At 73.3% G+C, this 20,425-nt stretch carries 17 protein-coding genes; 9 read left to right on the top strand and 8 right to left on the bottom strand.

The window, feature by feature from the left end:
* The first annotated feature begins 1,144 nt into the window (after positions 1-1,144).
* Both K7862_RS21610 and K7862_RS21605 read left to right on the top strand, forming a co-directional pair.
* Positions 1,145-3,187, top strand: coding sequence for an FG-GAP repeat domain-containing protein (locus tag K7862_RS21610; RefSeq protein ID WP_222965004.1), 2,043 nt, complete (start codon positions 1,145-1,147; stop codon positions 3,185-3,187).
* Positions 3,188-3,449: 262 nt separating this feature from the next.
* Positions 3,450-4,004, top strand: a complete 555-nt coding sequence (locus K7862_RS21605; protein WP_222965002.1) for a GNAT family N-acetyltransferase — start codon at positions 3,450-3,452, stop codon at positions 4,002-4,004.
* A gap of 462 nt (positions 4,005-4,466) precedes the next feature.
* Here the strand turns inward: K7862_RS21605 and K7862_RS21600 are convergent, their stop codons facing one another.
* From K7862_RS21600 to K7862_RS21585, 4 genes are all read right to left on the bottom strand, one after another.
* A complete protein-coding gene (locus tag K7862_RS21600; RefSeq protein WP_222965000.1) occupies positions 4,467-5,531 on the bottom strand; it encodes a helix-turn-helix transcriptional regulator in 1,065 nt (354 codons plus the stop codon).
* A gap of 4 nt (positions 5,532-5,535) precedes the next feature.
* Positions 5,536-5,991 (bottom strand): tellurite resistance TerB family protein, encoded by a 456-nt coding sequence (locus tag K7862_RS21595; RefSeq protein WP_222964998.1) that lies wholly within the window; start codon positions 5,989-5,991, stop codon positions 5,536-5,538.
* 209 nt (positions 5,992-6,200) lie between these two features.
* Positions 6,201-6,689, bottom strand: coding sequence for a hypothetical protein (locus K7862_RS21590; RefSeq protein ID WP_222964996.1), 489 nt, complete (start codon positions 6,687-6,689; stop codon positions 6,201-6,203).
* A 155-nt stretch (positions 6,690-6,844) separates the two neighbouring features.
* Entirely contained in the window at positions 6,845-7,420 is a 576-nt protein-coding gene (locus K7862_RS21585) for a TerD family protein (protein ID WP_222964994.1), read from the bottom strand.
* A 138-nt stretch (positions 7,421-7,558) separates the two neighbouring features.
* Here K7862_RS21585 and arfB point away from each other — a divergent pair, with 138 nt between their 5' ends.
* On the top strand, positions 7,559-7,984 hold the full coding sequence (gene arfB, locus K7862_RS21580; protein ID WP_222964992.1) for an alternative ribosome rescue aminoacyl-tRNA hydrolase ArfB: 426 nt from the start codon (positions 7,559-7,561) through the stop codon (positions 7,982-7,984).
* An 89-nt stretch (positions 7,985-8,073) separates the two neighbouring features.
* Here the strand turns inward: arfB and K7862_RS21575 are convergent, their stop codons facing one another.
* The gene (locus K7862_RS21575) at positions 8,074-8,586 is read right to left on the bottom strand and encodes a flavin reductase family protein (RefSeq protein WP_222964990.1); all 513 of its coding nucleotides are present in this window, start codon (positions 8,584-8,586) and stop codon (positions 8,074-8,076) included.
* A 329-nt stretch (positions 8,587-8,915) separates the two neighbouring features.
* On the opposite strand from K7862_RS21575, the gene cdgB reads away from it, so the two are divergent.
* Together cdgB and K7862_RS21565 are read left to right on the top strand one after the other, a co-directional pair.
* Positions 8,916-10,574 carry a diguanylate cyclase CdgB gene (cdgB, locus tag K7862_RS21570; RefSeq protein ID WP_222964988.1) on the top strand — a complete coding sequence of 553 codons (1,659 nt, stop codon included), beginning with the start codon at positions 8,916-8,918 and terminating at the stop codon, positions 10,572-10,574.
* Between the two features lie 73 nt (positions 10,575-10,647).
* Positions 10,648-11,817, top strand: a complete 1,170-nt coding sequence (locus K7862_RS21565; protein WP_372461615.1) for a threonine aldolase family protein — start codon at positions 10,648-10,650, stop codon at positions 11,815-11,817.
* Positions 11,818-11,854: 37 nt separating this feature from the next.
* Here K7862_RS21565 and K7862_RS21560 read toward each other — a convergent pair whose 3' ends face one another.
* The 3 genes from K7862_RS21560 to K7862_RS21550 form a co-directional block, all read right to left on the bottom strand.
* Complete coding sequence (locus K7862_RS21560) at positions 11,855-12,826, bottom strand: quinone oxidoreductase family protein (RefSeq protein ID WP_222964984.1); 972 nt, start codon at positions 12,824-12,826, stop codon at positions 11,855-11,857.
* 68 nt (positions 12,827-12,894) lie between these two features.
* On the bottom strand, positions 12,895-13,584 hold the full coding sequence (locus tag K7862_RS21555; RefSeq protein WP_222964982.1) for a response regulator: 690 nt from the start codon (positions 13,582-13,584) through the stop codon (positions 12,895-12,897).
* 63 nt (positions 13,585-13,647) lie between these two features.
* Positions 13,648-14,850, bottom strand: a complete 1,203-nt coding sequence (locus tag K7862_RS21550) for a sensor histidine kinase (RefSeq protein WP_222965066.1) — start codon at positions 14,848-14,850, stop codon at positions 13,648-13,650.
* A 946-nt stretch (positions 14,851-15,796) separates the two neighbouring features.
* On the opposite strand from K7862_RS21550, the gene K7862_RS21545 reads away from it, so the two are divergent.
* Genes K7862_RS21545 through nadC form a run of 4 tightly spaced genes read left to right on the top strand, consistent with a single transcriptional unit; the run spans position 15,797 to position 20,422 of the window.
* Positions 15,797-16,690 carry a Rossmann-like and DUF2520 domain-containing protein gene (locus K7862_RS21545; protein WP_222964980.1) on the top strand — a complete coding sequence of 298 codons (894 nt, stop codon included), beginning with the start codon at positions 15,797-15,799 and terminating at the stop codon, positions 16,688-16,690.
* The gene (gene panC / locus K7862_RS21540) at positions 16,687-17,532 is read left to right on the top strand and encodes a pantoate--beta-alanine ligase (protein ID WP_222964977.1); all 846 of its coding nucleotides are present in this window, start codon (positions 16,687-16,689) and stop codon (positions 17,530-17,532) included. The genes K7862_RS21545 and panC overlap by 4 nt, the downstream gene beginning before the upstream one ends.
* Positions 17,529-19,406: an L-aspartate oxidase gene (locus K7862_RS21535; protein ID WP_222964975.1), complete on the top strand. Its 1,878-nt coding sequence runs from the start codon at positions 17,529-17,531 to the stop codon at positions 19,404-19,406. The genes panC and K7862_RS21535 overlap by 4 nt, the downstream gene beginning before the upstream one ends.
* Positions 19,403-20,422 carry a carboxylating nicotinate-nucleotide diphosphorylase gene (nadC, locus tag K7862_RS21530; RefSeq protein ID WP_222964973.1) on the top strand — a complete coding sequence of 340 codons (1,020 nt, stop codon included), beginning with the start codon at positions 19,403-19,405 and terminating at the stop codon, positions 20,420-20,422. Before K7862_RS21535 ends, nadC begins: the two co-directional genes overlap by 4 nt.
* Positions 20,423-20,425: the final 3 nt, after the last annotated feature.

Below are 20,425 nucleotides of genomic sequence, written 5' to 3'. Positions count from 1 at the left end.
CCGGGTTCCCGGGGCTACGATCGCCTCATGGCTTTCCGAAAGGCGGATGCCGCGTAGACCCGCACGCCGGCTTCGGGACGATCCGACCCGTGCCGGAGGCAGCAGTGCGGTCGCGACGCTGCTCGTGGGCCGCTGTCCCGGGCCGCCACTGTGCGCGGCGATGCACGCGTACCTGATCGTGGACGGCCTCGACATGATCACGCGCACCGACATCAGGGCCCGTGGCTGGCATCCTGGCCGGCTTCTGCGACCGGGTGGCCCCCTCTATCCGACGGAGACCGTCCGCTCCGTGAGTGTCGCCCACGTCGTCGAGCCGGGCCCGTACCCCGACCGAGCCCCAGCGGAGCATGCGGGCGAACTCCGCGTCCGACTCCGGTTGCGAGGCCACACCGTGCTCTGGTCGGGCCTGAATTACCCGGGTTCGGACGGGGCTCTCATCGAGGAAGTGCGTTTCGGGCTCGCCCAGTACGTCGGTGAAATCCAGCGGGCCCGGGCCCACCTGCTTCCAGGGCATGAAGCCGCCGCGGGCGGAGCCCGTCGAGCCTGCGCGTAGCCGGTCAGATCGGGCGCACCGATCATCCGCCCGACGGCGGCCGCACTCGTTGTGGCAGACTGCCGTGGCCGTGGGGGAGCGGTGACCGGGCGGGCACGTACGGCGCCCGGCCCACGCATGGCTGACGGGCCCGCAGGCCGGCGCACACGCCGAGGCCGCGGGTGCCGGGACGCGCCGCGCGAGGAGGGGGACTCCATGGGAGCCGGACACGTGCCGATCGTTCGGGGCCGTGTGGCACCCGCGCGTGGGCGCACGTTCGGTCCAGCCCCGCTCGACACCCTGCGGCACAACTCAACGCACCTCTGTTGAGGGGACGTTGACCAAGGGAGGGGACGCACCATCACACGGAAGCGCACGCACACCAAACGGCTCGCCGTAGCAGGAGCAGCGGGACTGGCCCTGCTCGCCGCACTCGTCGGCTCCGCGGGAACGGCTTCCGCCGACACGGCACCGGCCACCCATCACGCCTCGACGCCGGGGTGGAAGGCGACGCTGTCCGGCGACAGCGCAGCGTTGTCGCTGCGGTCCGTCACGTCGGTGGACGCCGACCACGCCTGGGCGGCGGGCTCGGGCACAGGCGGTGGCCTCATCATGCAGTGGGACGGCCAGACGTGGTCGCCGGTCACGGATCCGGCGCTGCCCGCGGTGCAGGAGTGGTCCGCCATCAGCGCCGCATCGGCGAACGACGTGTGGGCCTACGGCACCGTCAGCACCATCACGGGCGGTACGCAGTACATCGCCCACTTCGACGGCCGGCGGTGGTCGGCCGTGGAGGCTGCGGGCCCACTCGACCGGGACTGGATCGAGGTGCCGCTCAAAGCCGTGCCCGGCCGGGTCTTCGAGGGCGGCAACGCCCTCTACACCTACAGCGACGGCGCCTGGCAGACCTTCTCGCTGCCCGAGGGCGTGGACATCCGGGGCATCGACGCCCTGTCGGCCGACGACGCCTACGCGACGGGCATGAACTTCCGGGCCGAGGACGAACCCGTGCTGTATCACTGGGACGGCACGACGTGGACGCCGATCACCGCGCCGACACCCGCAGGCGTGCCGATGGCCGCGATCGCCGCCACTTCGGCGGACGACATCTACATAGGCGGCTGGGACCAGTCCGGTGCGATGCGGACTCGCGTCCAGCACTGGGACGGCTCGTCCTGGCACGACGTCACCGGCGCCCTGTCGGACTACTACCTCGAGTCCCTCCGGCCGGACGGGCAGGGCGGACTGTGGGCCGCCGGCGGCGACTACTCGACCCTGATGTCCGACGCGGTCCTCTGGCACTACGACGGCGCGACCTGGACGAAGCAGGCCGGGGCGGCCATCCCCGATGCCGGACCCCGGACCTCGTACTTCCACGACGTCGCACCCATCGACGGAGCGGGCGGCAGCCGGTTCCTCGCGGTCGGCGACTACGACGGCCAGCCGACCAGCCCACAAGACTCCGCGCCCGAGCACGGCCTGGTCGAGGAGACGCAGTCCGCCCTCGATCTGACGACCGCGGACGTGTCCGCCTCCTCGACGGCCACGCACACCGTGCGGGTCCACGCCGAGAGCGCGGGTCGGCTCACCGTCGCGTTCCGGCCCGCGGACGGGCAGCCCGACTGGAGCGACAGCACCGTCGACCTCAAGGTCACCTCGGTGAGCGGCGGCTCGCAGGGCGCGTGCGATCACGTGATGGGAGCGGTCAACGGAGCGGCGGAGGCCGTGTCCTGCGACCTGCCCGCGGGTGACCACACCATCGGCTACACCGTGGCGGCCGGCGCGAACGTCGACGCGTGGCAACTGACAGCCGACGTCCGCTTCCAGGCGTCGGACGCGGGTGCGGCGAACCCCGAGGCGACGGCCGGTTTCGCCGTCGTCGCGGCGCCACGGACCTCCGCCGCCACGCGGTTCCTCGGCCGGGACGCCGCGGGAACGCTGTGGCGTTACGACGGGACGGGCAACGCGTCCGCGCCGTACCAGGCGCGCGTCGCGGTCGGCAACGGGTGGCAGGGGTACGACGCGATCACCGCGCTGTCGAACCTGACCGTGCACGGGGTGGGTGACATGGTCGCCCGGGACACGAGCGGTGTGCTCTGGTACTACCGCGGGGGCGGTGACGCCAGGCCCTTCGAGGCCCGTGCGAAGGTCGGCGCCGGCTGGAGCATCTACAACTCCCTTGTGGGGGCCGGTGATCTGAACGGTGACGGCCGCGCGGACCTGCTTGCGCGTGACACCTCGGGCGTGCTCTGGCTGTACCCGGGGACGTCGAGCGCCACGGCGCCGTTCGCGGCCCGCGTGAAGATCGGTGCGGGCTGGAACGCGTACAACCCCCTCGCGGGCACGGGCGATCTGACCGGTGACGGCCGCGCGGACCTGCTGGCGACGGACGCATCCGGTGCGCTGTGGCTGTACCAGGGGACGGGCAGCGCGGCGGCTCCCTTCGCCAGGCCCACCAAGGTGGGGACGGGCTGGGGCGTTTACGACGCCCTGGTCGTGCCCGGTGACCTGACGGGTGACGGCCGGGCCGACATCCTCGGCCGTGACGTCTACGGTGTGCTGTACCTGTACCGGGGGACGGGCAACGCCCAGGCGCCGTATGCGGCGCGCGAGAACGTCGGTAGCGGCTGGAGCGTCTACAACAAGCTGGTCTGAACCTCAGCCTTTCCTTCCACGGACCCGTCCGCCCCGTACCGGATTCCCGGCGTGGGGGCGGGCGGGTCCGTGTGCCGTTTGCCGAGTGGCCGCATCGCTCCGTGTGCCCTCCCCCCCCGGCGGCGAAAGGGGCCGCAGGGGCAGTAAGGGGCGGACCCCGTCCACATCGTTCGGGCTGCCCACCACGAGACGGAGGCGGGATACGGGCCCGGGGGCGTGGAAGGATCGCTCAAGGATGTCCCGCTGACGACGGAGGATGAGGATGTTCGCCACGCCCCTCGGGGACCGCGCCACGCTCGAACCGCTGGAGCCGTGGCAGGCGGACGAGTTCCTCGCGCACATCGACCGGGGGCGGGACTTCATCGGGCAGCACGTGGGGCTGCCCGACCTCGTCACGGATCTGGCCTCGGCCCGCACCTGGCTGCAGTCGTACGCGGACAAGGCGGCCGCCGACACCGGCCGGCTCTACGGCATCCGGCTCGACGGCCTCCTCGTCGGCGGCGTGCTGTTCCGCGTGTTCGACGCCGCCACCGGCACGTGCGAGGCGGGCTGCTGGCTGGAGCCGGCCGCGGTGGGACGCGGCCTGGTGACCCGGGCGGTGCGGCTCCTCATCGACTGGGCCGTCGACCAGCGCGAGATGCACCGGGTGGAGTGGCACGTCTCGGCCGTCAACACGCCGAGCGTCAAGGTCGCGCAGCGGCTCGGCATGACCCGCGACGGTGTGCTGCGCCAGGACTTCCCCTACCGCGGCGTGCGGCAGGACACCGAGATCTGGTCGGTGCTGGCCCCCGAGTGGCGTGCCGCCCGCGAGCGGTGAACCACGCGGAGGGCGCCTCCGGCTCAACCGCTTACCGTCACCGTCCGTCAGGGACAGGCCAGGGCGGAACAGGGCGTTCCGGGGCTCCGGGACTGTCCAGATTGGTATGTGTCCCTTTTTGGACAGGTGCCGTCCGGGAGTGAAAAAGCCGCAGGTAGGAAACGCTTTCATCGCGTGATGAGGGCGTTGTCCGGCCACCTACCCGCTAGGCATGACGCGGTGTCGTCGGGTACCAATCAGAGGCGGCCCCTCACGGCGTAACTTCCCGCCTACCGAGAGTCCGCAGCACCGACAGGTGCCACCTGGTCGCGGCTCCCCCGAGTCGCCGCGGCCAGGGGTCGGACGGCGGCACACAACCGGCACGCTCGCCCGGTTTTTCCCCGGGGGGGGCGCTGTCCGACAACGGTGGGGGCCGACCAGGCCCGTTGGCTCCCACCTCGCCGGTGCCGTTCGTTCCCGGACCTATGGGGGGGCGGGAACGGACGGCCCACCGGCGGACGCCGGGCGCAGCGCCTTGACCAGCTCCGGGTCCTGGCCGAGTTTCAGGCCGGCCTCGAACCGGCTGGAGGCGTCGAGCCGTTCCATCAGTTTGGCCACCGCGCGCTGCACGGTACGGCGGTGCACCCCCATCTTGCGGGCGATCTGGTCGTCGCTCAGGCCGCCGGCCATCAGCCGGATCACCGCCCGCTCCTGAAGGGTCAGCCCGCTGGCGCCCGAGCCGTTCTGCGCCGTGGTGTACGGGACGGCGCGCAGCCAGAAGTCGTCGTAGAAGGCGCTGTAGGCGCGGATGAGGGCGACCCCGCGGACCACCAGCATCGCCGTGCCCGGGTGGTCCGGATCCGCGGGCAGGCACACCGCGGCCTGGTCGTGGATGATCATGTCCAGCGGCGCGTGGTCCAGCAGCCGCACCTCCACGCCCGCGTCGTGCAGCTCCTGCAGGTAACCGGAGTAGCGCGGGCTCTGGAGCAGGGCCAGCGGGTAGATGGCGCGCAGCCGCACGCCACGCTCCATCGTCTCCACGTCCCGCTCAAGGGACGTCTCCAGCACCTGGGCGGTCGGCATCGGGCCGGGGTGCATCGCGTCGACCGAGCGCTGGGTGGTGGTCTCCAGCGCGACGATGGTGCGGTCCTTGCGCCGGCGGTCGATGATGTACTCCACCTCGACCTGCGAGGCGTCCCGGGCGACCGCCGGCCGGTAGAGCGTCATCAGGGACTGGGTCAGCTGCTGGAGGGCCGTGGCGTTGCGGACCTGCTCGGCCGCGTTGGCGTGGTAGGCGTCCATGGTCCGCACCAGGGCGGTGTCGGGCTCGACCGGCTCCAGGACCCCGTCGACGACCTGGACCAGGCCCAGTTCGTGCAGCCGCCCGCGTCCCCGCCTGGCCTGGTCCGCGTCCACCCCCGCGGCCTTGCACAGCTCCTCTTCGGAGGAGATGCCGCCCTGCGCCCGGAGCGCCTGGTAGATCGCAAGCGCCACCTCCTCGTCGCCCGGCATCGAACGGCCCTCCGAATCCAGCGACAGCCCCGTCATCGACTCACAGGTCGAACTCCGCGGGGTTGAGCCCCACCGCGAAGCACGCCTCGCGGACCACGGCCTGCTCACTCTTGTCGAAGACGCCGTCCGCGCCGCCGATGACGATACCGATCTGGATGACCGCACGGGCCTCGGTGGGCTTCTTCTGCACCTTGGCGATCTCCTGCAGGATCGCCACCTTGCCGAAGTCGAAGTCGGCGGCGAGCTTGTTCAGGTAGTCGTCGAAACGGCGCTGCAGGTCCATCGCGGGGAAGTTCTGCAGGACGTCGTTGCCGGCGATCAGCGCGGCCACGCGCTGCCGCTCGGAGGGGTCGACGGAGCCGTCCGCCGCCGAGACCAGGGCGCACATCGCCATGCTGGCGTCACGGAAGGCCCCGCTCTTGAGGTCGTTCTTCTTCGCGGTGAGCTGGGTCTGCATGGTCTGGGCGGATTCCTTGAAGCGGTCCCACAGGGCCATGGCGGTCTCTCCTACGCGTGCTCGGGGTCGATGTGTACGGGTTCATGGGTGTTTCATGCGGCCGGGTATGCGCTCTGAACAACTACCGGACAGCGTAAAGAAGTTCCCAAGTCCCGGTGGTGATCCACGCCCGGGGCCCGGTTTTCGGGGCAGACGCAGGGGGCGGCGGACACCTGCGGATGCTGTTCGCTCTGAGCGAACAGGCCGGGTCAGACGCGGGGATACCGCGCGAGCAGCCCCCACACGGCGGGGTTGGCGTCCAGCCCGTCGTGCATGTCGGTGAGGTCGGCGACCAGGTCGTGCAGGAAGTCCCGTGCCTCGCGGCGCAGCTCGGCGTGGTGCAGGATCAGCGGCGGTTCGTCCTCGGCCCAGTCCGCGGTCACGTCCACGTGCCCGAAGCGGCGGACGAAGCGCAGCCGGTCGGTGGACTCGGTGAAGTCGAACTCGGCGTACTGCGGCCGGGCGGCCCGGCTGCCGAGCGGGTCGCGGTCCAGCTCCTCCACGATGGCGCACAGCGCCCAGGCGAAGTCCAGCACCGGCACCCAGCCCCAGCGGGTGGACAGCTCCCGCTCGCCCTCGGCCAGATAGACGTCCCCGCAGAACAGGTCGTGCCGCAGCGCGCGGACGTCCGCGGTCCGGTAGTCGGTCTGCGGCGGGTCGGGGAAGCGGCGGGACAGGGCGTATCCGAGGTCGATCACCGGCGCATCGTGTCAGACGCCGGCGCTCCGGACGCGGACCGGCCCCCGTACCCGCCCCGCACGGGGCAGGGGGACGCGGGGGCCGGTGCGGCACCGACGCTCGGAGGCCGTGGCGGGCCGCCGTTCGCCGGCGGCTGTCCGCCGGGGGCCGTTCGTCAGAGGTTGACGCCGAAGTCGCCGGCGATGCCCGCGAGACCGGAGGCGTAGCCCTGGCCGACCGCGCGGAACTTCCACTCGGCGCCGTTGCGGTACAGCTCGCCGAAGACCATGGCGGTCTCGGTCGCGGCGTCCTCGCTCAGGTCGTAGCGGGCGATCTCGGCGCCGCCGGCCTGGTTGATGATGCGGATGTAGGCGTTGCGGACCTGCCCGAAGTTCTGGCTGCGGGACTCGGCGTCGTAGATGGAGACCGGGAAGACGATCTTGTCGACGTCCGCGGGGAGCCCGGCCAGGTTGACGTTGATCTGCTCGTCGTCGCCCTCGCCCTCGCCGGTGCGGTTGTCGCCGGTGTGGACGATGGTCTGGTCGGGGCTCTGCTTGTTGTTGAAGAAGACGAAGTGCCCGTCCGAGTAGACCTTGCCGGTCGCGTTGACGGCGATGGCACTGGCGTCGAGGTCGAAGTCGGTGCCGGTGGTGGTGCGGACGTCCCAGCCCAGGCCGACCGTCACAGCCGTCAGACCCGGCGCCTCCTTCGTCAGCGAGACGTTGCCGCCCTTGGTCAGGCTTACCGCCATGGGAAGTCCCCTTTTGTGGTCGTAGGTGTTCCGGACGAAAGTACCGTCATTCCTTCCATACGCGGGGGCGCGCCCGCAGGTTCCACAGCCGGGCGAAATCCCCGTGACGAGTGAGCGCGGGGGCGGGATCATGGAGGCATGTCCGGGCCACTCGTCATCCGCGGTTCGGTCTCCGTGCCGGAGGCCGAGCTCCTGTGGCGTTTCTCGCGGTCCTCGGGACCGGGCGGGCAGCACGTCAACACCAGCGACACGCAGGTGGAGTTGCGGTTCGACCTCGGCGCGACGGAAGCGCTGCCGCCGGTGTGGAAGGAGCGGGCGCTGGAGCGCCTCGCCGGCCGGCTGGCCGGCGGGGTGCTGACGGTGCGGGCGTCGGAGCACCGCTCGCAGTGGCGCAACCGCGAGGCGGCGGCGGCCCGGCTGGCCGCGCTGCTCGCCCAGGCCACCGCCCCGCCGCCGAAGGCCCGCCGCCCCACGAGGATTCCGCGGGGGATCAACGAGCGCCGGCTGCGGGTGAAGAAGCAGCGCGGCGAGACCAAGCGGGGCCGCCGCGGCGGCTGGGAGTAGCCGGCCGGGGCAGGGGCCCCGTAAATCCCTGGCCGTCGGGAGCGACCGGCGGCGGGGGCTTGCAGGGGCTTGCGGGGGCTTGCGGGCGCCTACGTCAAGTAGCGGTAGCGGCCGCGGAAGTAGGTGAGCGGGCCGCCGTCCGCGCTGGGGGTGCGGGCGGTCATGACCCGGCCGATCAGCAGTGTGTGGTCCCCGGCGACGACCCGCTGTTCGGTCTCGCACTCGAGTATCGCCAGCGCCCCGCCCAGGATGGGCGCGCCCGACTCCTCGCCACGGTAGTAGGCGATGTCCTCGAAGAGCAGGCGGTCGCTGATCCGGCCGCGCATCGCGAACCGTCCGGCGATGTGCCGCTGGCTCTCGCTGAGCACCGACACCGCCCACCGCGGCTGGCGTTCCAGCAGCTCGTCCATCCGCGAGCCGACGCGTACGCTCACCAGTACCAGGGGCGGCTCCAGGGACACCGACATGAAGGCGGTCGCGGTCATGCCGACGTCCTCGCCCCGCGGAGGGTCATCGGCGTCGTGGGCCGTGATGAGCACCACGCCCGCGGCGAGGCGGGTCATGGCGGCGCGGAAGTCGTCGATGCTGGCGGTGGGACCCATGGTGGTCCCAGAATGCCGTCCTGGAGAAGTGGGAAGCACGCTCCTCACGTTACGGGTCGGTAGAACGGCCCCGCATCGGACCGTGGTCCCGAACCCGGATGGCAGGTCCTAGGACCAAAGCTCTACGTTGTGTGTTCAACTGCTTACCCGATGATGTGACTTGAGTCACAAGGGGGAGGAATTGTTGACCCTCTGTACCGGCCGTACAGCTCGCTGTGATTCAGTGGCGATGTAATCGGATGAGTGCGCATGCGTTTAGCCGCAAAGACCTGGAAGAGCGAGGACCGGAAGTCATCACGGGAGCCGCCGACGAGGGCGTGGAGAGGGGCATGGACACCGATTCGGAGCCGTATGTCCGCCTCGCGACCCTGCGCCAGCTGCACCAGGTCGTCGCGGACCTCAACACCGCGCGCAGTCTCGCCGACACGTTGCAGGCCGTCGCCGACGGGGTGGTGCGCGGCCTCGGCTACGAACTCGCCGCGGTCAATCTGGTGCGCCCGGACGGCGATCTGGTCGTGGCCGCGTTCGCCGGCAGCGCGGCGGGCGAGGCGCTGCTGGCCGGGCGGGTCGGCTCCCGCGCGTCCTGGGAGCGGCGGCTGTCCATGGGCGAGCGCTGGGGCACGCTGCGGTTCATCCCGCACACCGAGGGCTGGGTGCTCATCGACGACGACGTGCCGCAGTGGCACACCGAGGGGCCGCTGCCCCGGTTCGCCGACGAATGGCACCCCGGCGACCGCCTCTACGCGCCGATGTACTCGTCCTCGGCCGTCGGCGGCGAGCTGATCGGCGTCATATCGGTCGACCAGCCGAGCACCGGCCGGCACCCGGGCCCCTGGGGCTGCGAGGCGCTGCAGATGTACGCGTTCCAGTCCGGCATCGCGATCAGCAACGCCCGGCTGCGGGCGAACATGCAGCGCGCGCTGGTCCGGCTGGAACGCGACCAGCAGGCGCTGCGGGCCAGCGAGGAGAGCTTCCGCCAGGCCTTCGAGTACGCGCCGAGCGGCATGGCCATAGCCGAGATGGGCGGCGACCAGCACGGCAAGCTGCTGCGGGCCAACGACGCGCTGTGCCGCCTGCTGGGGCGCTCCGCGTCCACCATGCGGCGGTACTCCTTCTCCGACCTGGTGCACCCCGAGGACGTCGGGCTGCTGCTGCGGACCTCCGCGGAGGGGGGCCGCGCCGAACTGCGGCTCGCCCGCCGCGACGGCACCTATGTGTGGGTGTCGCTGCGCAACTCCGTGGTGGCCGACACCGCGGACGGACCCCGGTTCCTGCTCACCCACGTCGAGGACATCGAGGAGCGCAAGAGCCGCGAGCTGCAGCTCGCCCACCGCGCCAGCCACGACTCGCTGACCGGCCTGCCCAACAGCGCCGAGCTGCGGGCCCGGCTGTCCGCGCGGCTCTGCTCACGGCCCCAGGACCGCGACGCCCGCGAGGCCGTCGCGCTCGGCGGCGACATCGAGGGGCTGGACGAGTTCGCGTTCTCGTACGGCTACGGGCCCGACGAACTGGCCGCGCCGCTCGGTGCGCTGGACTCCCACACCCACGCGGTCCCGCCGGACGAGAACGACGAGGAGTCCGCCCACAAGGGCCTCGCGGTGCTCTTCTGCGACCTCGACGGCTTCAAGTCCATCAACGACCGGTTCGGGCACCACACCGGGGACGCGGTCCTCATCGAGGTGGCGCGGCGGCTCACCGGCGCGGTGCGGGACGGCGACACGGTCGCGCGCCTGGGCGGCGACGAGTTCGTGGTGCTCGCCGACGGGCTGGCCCCCGCCGACGCGGCGGACCTCGCGGTGCGGCTGCGCAACGCGATCATCCCGCCGATCCGGGTGGACGGACGCGCGGTGCGGGTCGGGGCGAGCTTCGGCATCGGCTGGGCGGGCTGCGGCATGACCACCGAAGAGGTCCTGCACTCCGCGGACCAGCGGATGTACGTGGAGAAGCGGAGCCGGTCGTCCCGGCCGAACCACCGCCGGGCGGGCTAGCGCCCAGGCCCGGGGCCCGTCCTGCCCGGGCGGGGTGGTTCCCCGGGGCCCCTGCGGGTGGGCGGCATCCGGGATGGGGGAGGATCGGGGGATGGACAAGGGTGAGGTCAGGGCGCGGCGGACGGCCGCGGTCGCGTCGTGCCGGCGGGTGCTGAGCCGGCCGGTGCGGCCGGGGATGCGGGACAAGCTGCGGCAGCTCGCGGCGGCGGCCGGCGACGGTCAGGCCGACCACTACGGCGACGGCGTCGTGCGGGAGCTGGAGCTGCGCGTCGCGGAACTCCTCGGCATGCCCGACGCCGCGTTCTTCCCGACCGGGACGATGGCCCAGCAGGTCGCCCTGCGCGCCTGGGCCGGCCGTACCGGCAACCCGGTGGTCGCCCTGCACCCGCTCGCGCACCCCGAGGTGCACGAGCGCGGCGCCCTGCAGACCGTCACCGGCCTGCGCACCGTGCACCCCACCACGAGCCCCCGCCTGCCCTCGGCCGACGAGGTGCGGGACATGGAGGAGCCGTTCGGCACGCTGATGATCGAACTGCCGCTGCGGGACGCCGGTTTCGTGCTGCCCACCTGGGACGAGCTGACCGCGACCGTGGCGGCGGCGCGGGAGGCCGACGCGGTCGTGCACCTCGACGGCGCCCGGCTGTGGGAGTGCACCCCGCACTTCGGCCGGACCCTCCCGGAGATCGCCGGCCTCGCCGACAGCGTGTACGTCAGCTTCTACAAGTCGCTGGAGGGCCTGTCCGGCGCGATGCTCGCCGCCTCGGCCGAGCTGGTCGCGGAGGCCAAGGCGTGGCGGCACCGCTACGGCGGCATGCTGTTCGAGCAGTTCCCCGTGGTCCTGGCCGCGCACGCCGGGCTGGACACCGAACTGCCGCGCCTGCCCACGTACGTGGCGCACGCCAAGCCCGTCGCGCGGGCGCTGCGGGAGGGCCTGGCGGCGGCCGGCGTGCCGGTGCCCCGGGTCCATCCGGAGGTGCCGCACACCCACCAGTTCCAGCTGTGGCTGCCCTGCCCGGCGGACGTGCTGAACGAGGCGTCGATCCGGCAGGCCGAGCAGACCGGACAGAGCCTCCTCGGCACCGGGCAGTTCCACGAGCCGGGCCTGCCGGGCCTGTCCACGACCGAGATCACCGTGGCGGCCTCGGCGCTGGAGTGGACCGAGGACGACGTGCGGGCGGCGGCCGCCGACTTCGCCCACTGCGTGACCGAGGCCGCCGGCAGTACGCAGGCCGCCGGCGCCTGATCGGCGGGCCGCCGCGCCCGACCGGGGTGCGGCGGCCTCAGATCCGCAGCAGCAGCTTGCCGGTGCTGGTCCGGGACTCCACCAGCCGGTGCGCCTCCGCCGCGTCCTCCAGCGCGAACTCCGCGCTCACCGGCAGCTCCACCCCGCCCTCGGTGACCGTGCGGAAGGCCGCCGCGGCGATCTCGCGCAGCCGCCGCGGGTCGGCCGCGGCCATGCTGAGGATCGAGAAGCCGGCCACGGAGATCGCCAGCGGGTACGTCTCGGCCGGGCCGATCGACCACGGTTCGTCGGAGCCGGCGTTGCCGAACGACACCAGGCGGCCGAACCGGCCGACGACCGCGAGGGTGCGGCGGAAGGTCTCGCCGCCCACCGGGTCGAGCGCGATGTCGACGCCCCGGCCGCCGGTCGCCGCGAGCACGTCCGTGTCGAAGCTGTCCGTCGTGAACACCTGGTCGTAGCCGGACTTCAGGGCGTGCTCGGCCTTGTCCAGCGAGGACACCACGCCGTAGACCGCCGACGCGCCGCCCATCCTGGCCAGTTGGCCCGCGACGGTGCCGACGCCGCCGGCCGCGCCCTGGACCAGCACGGTGTCGCCCTCGCGCAGCCGCCCGACCTCGTGCAGCAGGCCGTAGGCGGTGGGGAGCACGCTGGGCAGGGTGGCGAAGGTCCGCAGCGACAGGCCCTCGGGCGCCGCGAACACCGTCGCCGCGGGCGCCGCCACGACCTCGGCGTAGCCGCCGCCGTCGAGGAACGCGCCGACCTCCTGGCCCGGGGCGAACCCGGTGACGCCCGCACCGACCGCGCGGACCGTCCCGGACACCTCCAGGCCCGGGCGGAAGGGCAGCGACTCCACCCGGTAGCCCTGGGAACGCGCCTTCACGTCGGCGAAGTTGACCCCGGCGTAGGCGACGTCGATGGTGACCTCGCCCGGCCCCGGCTCCGGTTCGGGTATGTCGGCGACCCTGAGGACCTCGGGTCCCCCGAACTCCTCGATGACGATGGCGCGCATCGGTTCTCCCCGTGTGTGGTTCCGTTTCACTCCAGCATCTGTCGAACCGTCAAGACGCGTGCGCCGTCTCAGAAATTCCCGCCGCCCGCCCGAACCAGGCCGGACTCGTACGCCAGGACCACGGCCTGGACCCGGTCGCGCAGGCCGAGCTTGGTCAGGATGCGGCCCACGTGCGTCTTCACAGTGGCCTCCGAGAGCACCAGCTTCTGCGCCACCTCGCCGTTGGACAGGCCCTGCGCTACGAGCAGCAGCACCTCGCGTTCGCGCTCGGTGAGCTTGTCGATCTCCGGGTGGCGCTGCTCGCCGCCGGTGCCGGGGAGCATCGGCGTGAAACGGTCGAGCAGGCGGCGGGTGGTGCTCGGGGCGACCACCGCGTCCCCGCTGTGCACCGCGCGGATCGCGCCCAGCAGCTCGTCCGGCGGCACGTCCTTGAGCATGAAGCCGCTCGCGCCCGCCTTGAGCGCGGCGAACGCGTACTCGTCCAGGTCGAACGTGGTCAGGATCAGGACGCGCGGGGAGCCCTCGCCGGGCACCCGGTCGCCGCCGCAGATCCGGCGGGTCGCCTCCACGCCGTCCAGCCGCGGCATGCGCACGTCCATCAGCACGACGTCGACCTTGGTGTGCCGCAGCACCTCCAGTGCCTCCGCGCCGTCCCCCGCCTCGGCGACCACCTCCATGTCCGGCTGGGCGGCCAGCACCATCCGGAAGCCGGTGCGGAGCAGCACCTGGTCGTCGACGAGCATGACGCGGATCGCCATGGAGTGGGGTCCCTTCGGTGTGGTCGGTCGGTCGGGGTCGGTGGGGCCGGCGCGGCCCCGGGGTCAGCGGCCGGTCTTCAGCGGCAGCACCGCGCTGATCCGGAAACCGCCGCCGGGACGGGGTCCGGCGTCCAGGGTCCCGCCGATCATGCCGATGCGTTCGCGCATGCCGATCAGGCCCTGGCCCAGGCCGTCCCGGCCGCCCTGGGCGAGCGTCTCCTGGCCCGCGCCCAGGCCGTCGTCCTCGATCAGCAGGTCCAGGGCGGCGTCCCCGAAGTCCAGCATCACGTTGGCGCTGGCGCCGTCGCCGCCGTGCTTGCGGACGTTGGTCAGCGCCTCCTGCACGATGCGGTACGCGGTCAGCTCGACGCCGCTGGACAGCGGACGGGCCTCGCCGGCGACCTCGAACCGCACGGGCAGGCCGGCGCCGCGGACCTGGTCGATGAGGTCGGCGAGCTGGTCCACCCCGGGCTGCGGCACGTACTCGCCGCCGGCGTCGTCCCCGGCCCGCAGCAGGCCCAGCAGCCGGCGCATCTCGGCCAGCGCCTGGCGGCCGGTCGTCGAGATGGTCTCCAGCGCCTGCTTGGCCTGGTCCGGCGCGGCGTCCAGCACATAGGCGGCGCCGTCCGCCTGGACGACCATCACCGAGACGTTGTGCGCCACGACGTCGTGCAGCTCCCGGGCGATCCGCGCCCGTTCCGCGGCGACCGCGGCCTTGGACTGCGCCTCGCGCTCCCGGTGCAGGCGCGCCGCCCGTTCCTCCAGCTCCGCGTAGTAGGCGCGACGCGTTCTCAGCCGGTCGCCGACGACCCAGGCGCAGGCGAAGATCACGGTCAGCAGCAGCGTCTGGAACAGGGTCGTCCAGATCGTGGAGCCCCGCTCGTGCGGCGGCCAGCGCAGCATCGACAGCGGGGCCGCGGCCAGGCCCGCGACCAGGGCGAGCCGGGAGGACCAGCGTTCGCCCGTCGAGGCACACGTGTAGATGATCACCAGGAACGCGGCGTCGCCCGGGTTGGTCTCGACGTTCAGCGCGAGCTGGGCGAGGCCGGTGGCGATGGCCACGAACAGCATGTGCTCCGGCGCGCGGCGGCGCAGGGCCACGACGGCGGCCAGCGCGAAGGAGAGGGGGATCGCGGCGGCTTTCGCGGCCAGGGAGGGTTTCGGGTCGGCGACGATCCAGGCGGCGCAGGCCGCCAGCAGGACGACAGCCCAGAAGGTGTCGACCCCTGTCGGGTGCCGTCGGAAGTAGTCGTAGACGCGCTGCACATAACCCAGCGTAGGCATGGGAACCCGTGACGGGGTCACCCCGCAGAGCGATCTGGTCTACGCCCCAAGGTGGACCTTCGCCTGCGGCGCGCTTCCCCCACTCCGGGTTCCCCCGGACCCCTTCCCGGCTCCCGGGTTGCCCCCGGCCTTGTCTGCCGGCTGCCCCCCCGGCTCTGGCTTGTCGCGCCGTTCCCCGCGCCCCTATCGGGGCTCGTCCTGCCCCTTGCGGTGCGTTCCCGTCCTCTGCCCGGTGGTGGGCTTGTCGCGTTGGGGGCACCTCCCGGACGAAGTCTGGGGGACCCCGCGCCCCTGTTATCGCTTGCCGTTCGTTCACTTGTTGGGGGCAGTCCGGAAGCGTCTCCTCGGACTGTGCATGACGGGTACTTCCTTTCGGCTGGTCGGGCGGATGCACATTCCTGCGGGGAGCGCTTCCTCCCCACCCCTGGCAGCGACGAGTGCCGCAGGGGGTGTTACCGGGGTACCCCTGTACTGCCCCGGCGGCCCCATGGACTGCTGGGGGGTGGGGAGGAAGCGCTCCCCGCAAGGACTTGTGCACCCACCCGCCCAGCCCCTTCGTGAGAACGGTGCACGCACGAGTCCGAGGAGACGCTTCCGGACTGCCCCAACGTGCGGACGAACGGCACGTGAAACAGGGGCGCGGGGTCCCCCAGACTTCGTCCGGGAGGTGCCCCCAACGCGACAAGCCACGACGGCGCAGCAGTCGGCAACGCACCCGCAAGGGGCAGGACGGGCCCCGAAGGGGCGCGGGGAACTGCGCGGGCAACCCACCACCGGGCGGAGGACGGGAACGCACCCCAGGGGGCACCCCGAGCCGGAAGGGGCCCGGGCGGAGTGCCGGGGAAGTGTGAGGGGGGACGCAGGAGGGGAAGGCTCAGCGCCGAGCGCCTTCGCGTAGGATTGACGAGAAGGACAGCCGGGAGGCAACGTGGTCGTCGAGGAGAAGCCGGCGAGGCTGGCCGTGGGGGTCGTGGGGGTCGGGCGCGTGGGCGCCACCCTCACCGCCGCGCTGGGCCTGGCGGGCCACCGCCCGGTGGCCGCCTCCGGAGTGTCCGACGCCTCGCGCCGCCGCGCCGAGGCCATCCTGCCGGGCGTGCCCCTGGTGGAACCCGCCGCCGTGCTGGAGAACGCCGACCTCGTCCTGCTGACCGTGCCGGACGACGCGCTGCCCGACCTGGTGGGGGGCCTGGCCGAGACCGGCGCGATCCGCCCGGGCCAGCTCCTGGTGCACACCTCCGGCCGGTACGGCGCCGCCGTCCTCGATCCGGCGCTGCGGGCCGGCGCCCTGCCGATGGCCCTGCACCCGGTGATGACGTTCACCGGCTCGCGCGTGGACGTCCAGCGGCTGAACGGCTGCACGTTCGGGGTGACGGCCCCGGGTGAGCTGCGGCTGGCCGCGGAGGCGCTGGTCATCGAGATGGGCGGCGAGCCGGAGTGGATCGAGGAGTCCGCCCGGCCGCTCTACCACGCGGCGCTGGCGATCGGCGCGAACCACATGGTCACGCTCATCGCCCAGTCGATGGACCTGCTGCGCACGGCCGGCGTTCAGGAGCCGGGCCGGATGCTCGGCCCGCTGCTCGGCGCGGCCCTGGACAACGCCCTGCGCTCCGGGGACGCGGCCCTGACCGGCCCGGTCGCCCGCGGCGACGCCGGCACCGTCGTCGCCCACCTGGAGCAGTTGCGGCAGCACGCGCCGGAGACCGTCGCCTCGTACGTCGCGATGGCCCGCGCGACCGCGGACCGCGCGCTCGCCAACGGCATGCTGAAAGCGGAGTACGCGGAGGCGCTGCTCGGCGCCCTCGCCGACGAGGGGACCCGATGACCGCACTGGTGCACCACGCCGCCGACCTCGCTCCGGCCGCCGCCGTGGTCATGACGATGGGCGCCCTCCACGAGGGGCACGCCTCGCTGATCCGGGCGGCGCGCGCCCGGGCGGGTGACGGCCCGGTGACGGTCAGCGTGTTCGTCAACCCGCTGCAGTTCGGGCCGAACGAGGACCTCGACCGCTATCCGCGCACCCTGGATGCGGACGTGAAGCTGGCCGAGCAGGCCGGCGCGGACGTGGTCTTCGCCCCGGACGCCGACGAGGTGTACCCGGGCGGCGAGCCGCAGGTGCGGATCTCGGCCGGCCCGATGGGTGAGCGGTTCGAGGGCGCCTCCCGGCCCGGCCACTTCGACGGCATGCTCACCGTCGTCGCCAAGCTGCTGCACCTGACCCGTCCGCAGGCCGCGTTCTTCGGCCAGAAGGACGCCCAGCAGCTCGCGCTGATCCGCCGGATGGTCACCGACCTGAACTTCCCCGTGGACGTCGTCGGCGTCCCGACCGTCCGCGAGCCCGACGGCGTCGCGCTGTCCAGCCGCAACCGCTACCTGTCCGAGGCCGAGCGGGTCTCGGCCCGCGAGCTGTCCCGGGCGCTGTTCGCCGGCCTGGAGGCGTCGCCCCAGGGCCCGGTCGCGGCCCTGGGCGCGGCGCGGGCGGTGCTGGAGCACGCCGCGTCGATGGAGCCGCCGGTCCGGCTGGACTACGCCGCGCTCGTCGACCCCGCCGACTTCACCGACGCCGCGCCCGGCCACACCGGACCGGCGGTGCTCGCCGTCGCCGCGAGGGTCGGCACGACGCGGCTGATCGACAACATCCCCCTGGAGTTCGGAGCCCCCGAATGACCGCCACCTGGACCTCCGGACGCCCCGAGGGCGCCGGCAGCAGCACCGGCATACGCCTGACCGCCCCGCCGCCCGGCTGGTCCGTCGATGCGGACGTGGTCGTGGTCGGCTCCGGCGTCGCCGGGCTCACGGTGGCGCTGCGGTGCGCCGCCTCGGGCGCCAAGGTGACCGTGGTGACCAAGGCCCACCTCGACGACGGTTCGACCCGCTGGGCGCAGGGCGGCATCGCGGCCGCGCTGGGCGACGGCGACACCCCGGACCAGCACCTGGAGGACACCCTGGTGGCCGGCGCCGGCCTGTGCGACGAGCCGGCGGTGCGGACCCTGGTGACCGAGGGCCCGGACGCGGTGCGCCGGCTGATCGCCACCGGCGCGCACTTCGACACCGACACGGGGAGCGGCGAACTGCTGCTGACCCGCGAGGGCGGCCACCGCAGGCGCCGCATCACGCACGCCGGCGGTGACGCCACCGGCGCCGAGGTCTCCCGCGCGCTGATCGCCGCCGTCCGCGACGCCGGCATCGAGTTCGTCGAGAACGCCCTGGTCCTGGACCTGCTCACCGATGCCGAGGGCCGGACCGCCGGTGTGACCCTGCACGTCATGGGCGCCGGCGCCCGCGACGGCGTGGGCGCGGTGCGCGCGCCCGCGGTGGTGCTGGCGACCGGCGGCATGGGCCAGGTCTTCTCCGCCACCACCAACCCGGCGGTGTCCACCGGCGACGGGGTGGCGCTGGCGCTGCGCGCGGGCGCCGAGGTCAGCGACCTGGAGTTCGTGCAGTTCCACCCGACGGTGCTGTGGCTGGGGCCGGACGCCGAGGGCCAGCAGCCGCTGGTCTCGGAGGCGGTCCGCGGCGAGGGCGCGCACCTGGTGGACGCCGAGGGCGTGCGCTTCATGGTCGGGCAGCACGAGCTGGCCGAGCTGGCGCCGCGTGACATCGTCGCCAAGGGCATCATGCGCCGGATGCAGGAGACCGGCGCCGAGCACATGTTCCTCGACGCCCGGCACTTCGGCGCCGCGATGTGGGAGCAGCGCTTCCCGACGATCCTGGCCGCCTGCCGGGCGCACGGCATCGACCCGGTCACGCAGCCCATCCCGGTGGCGCCCGCCGCGCACTACGCCTCCGGCGGGGTGCGCACCGACCTGCGGGGCCGCACCACGGTGCCGGGCCTGTACGCGTGCGGTGAGGTCGCCTGCACCGGCGTGCACGGCGCGAACCGGCTGGCGTCGAACTCGCTGTTGGAGGGCCTGGTGTTCGCCGAGCGGATCGCCGCCGACATCGCCGCCCACCCGGCCGCCGCCGGGGACCCGGTGGTGCCGGGGACGTCCGGCGGCGCCCAGGGCACCCAGGGCGTCCACGGCGACCCGCTGCTCGCGTCCGAGGCGCGGTTCGAGGTCCAGCGGATCATGAGCGCGGGCGCCGGGGTGCTGCGGAGCGCCGAGAGCCTGACGGTGGCCGCGGGCGCGCTGGAGCGCCTGCAGACCGCCGCCGTGGAGGCGTACGACCGGGACGGCAAGACGGCCGAGCCGTGCGTGGAGACCTGGGAGGCGACGAACCTGAGCCTGGTGGCGCGGGTGCTTGTCGCCGCCGCCCGGCGCCGCGAGGAGACCCGCGGCTGCCACTGGCGGGAGGACCGCCCCGAGCGCGACGACGACCGGTGGAGCCGGCATCTGGTGATCCGGCTGACCCCGCACCGCACACTGGAGGTGCGGACCACCGCGGGCCCCGACTTCGAGGGCACACGCCCTCCCGGGATCGGGGATGATGGGGCGGCCGCCCCGCACCCGGCGCCGGGAACCGCGGTCGCGCCGGCACCGACCTCAGGCCCGGCCCAGGCACCCGCCCGGCCGCATGCCGCACCGAAGGAGTTCTCGTGAGCACCCCCGACCGTCCCCAGCCCGTCTCGCTCCCGCTGCCGACCCTCGGCCCCCCGGCGGAGGCCGGCGGCTGCGGCGACGGCTGCGGCTGCGGCGCCGGCGAGGACTTCGACCTCGACCCGCTGGAGTGCGGCCTGGACCCGGACCTGGCGCAGCTCCTCGCCGAGGCCGGGCTCGACCCCGTCCAGGTCGAGGACATCGCGCACATGGCGATCGAGGAGGACCTCGACCAGGGCGTGGACATCACCACGGTGGCGACCGTCGCCGAGGACTCCCGGTCGGCCGGCGACTTCACCGCCCGTGAGGCCGGCACGGTCGCCGGGCTGCACATCGCCGAGGCCGTGCTGTCGGTGGTGTGCACCGACGAGTTCGAGGTCGAGCGGCACGTCGAGGACGGCGACCGCGTCGAGGCCGGGCAGAAGCTGCTGACCGTGCGCACCCGCACCCGCGACCTGCTCACCGCCGAGCGCAGCGCGCTGAACCTGCTGTGCCGGCTGTCCGGGATCGCCACCACCACCGCCCGCTGGGTGGACGCGCTGGAGGGCACCACGACGCAGGTGCGCGACACCCGCAAGACCACGCCGGGGCTGCGGGCCCTGGAGAAGTACGCGGTGCGCTGCGGCGGCGGGGTCAACCACCGCATGTCGCTGTCGGACGCGGCCCTGGTCAAGGACAACCACGTGGTCGCGGCGGGCGGCGTCGCCGCGGCGTTCAAGCTGGTCCGCGAGGAGTTCCCGGGCGTCGCCATCGAGGTCGAGGTGGACACCCTGCACCAGGTGCGGGAGGTGCTGGACGCCGGCGCCGACCTGATCCTGCTGGACAACTTCACGCCCGCGGAGACCGCCGAGGCCGTCGCGATCGTCGGCGGCCAGGCGTTCCTGGAGTCCTCCGGTCGGCTGACGCTGGACAACGCCCGCGCCTACGCGGACACCGGCGTCAACTTCCTCGCGGTGGGCGCGCTCACGCACTCCTCCCCGATCCTGGACATCGGCCTGGACCTGCGAGCGGAAGCGTAAGGC

It is taken from the genome of Actinacidiphila acidipaludis (assembly GCF_019890725.1).
GTDB classification, from domain to species: domain Bacteria; phylum Actinomycetota; class Actinomycetes; order Streptomycetales; family Streptomycetaceae; genus Actinacidiphila; species Actinacidiphila acidipaludis.
This window is presented reverse-complemented; position numbering and strand designations above follow the sequence as displayed.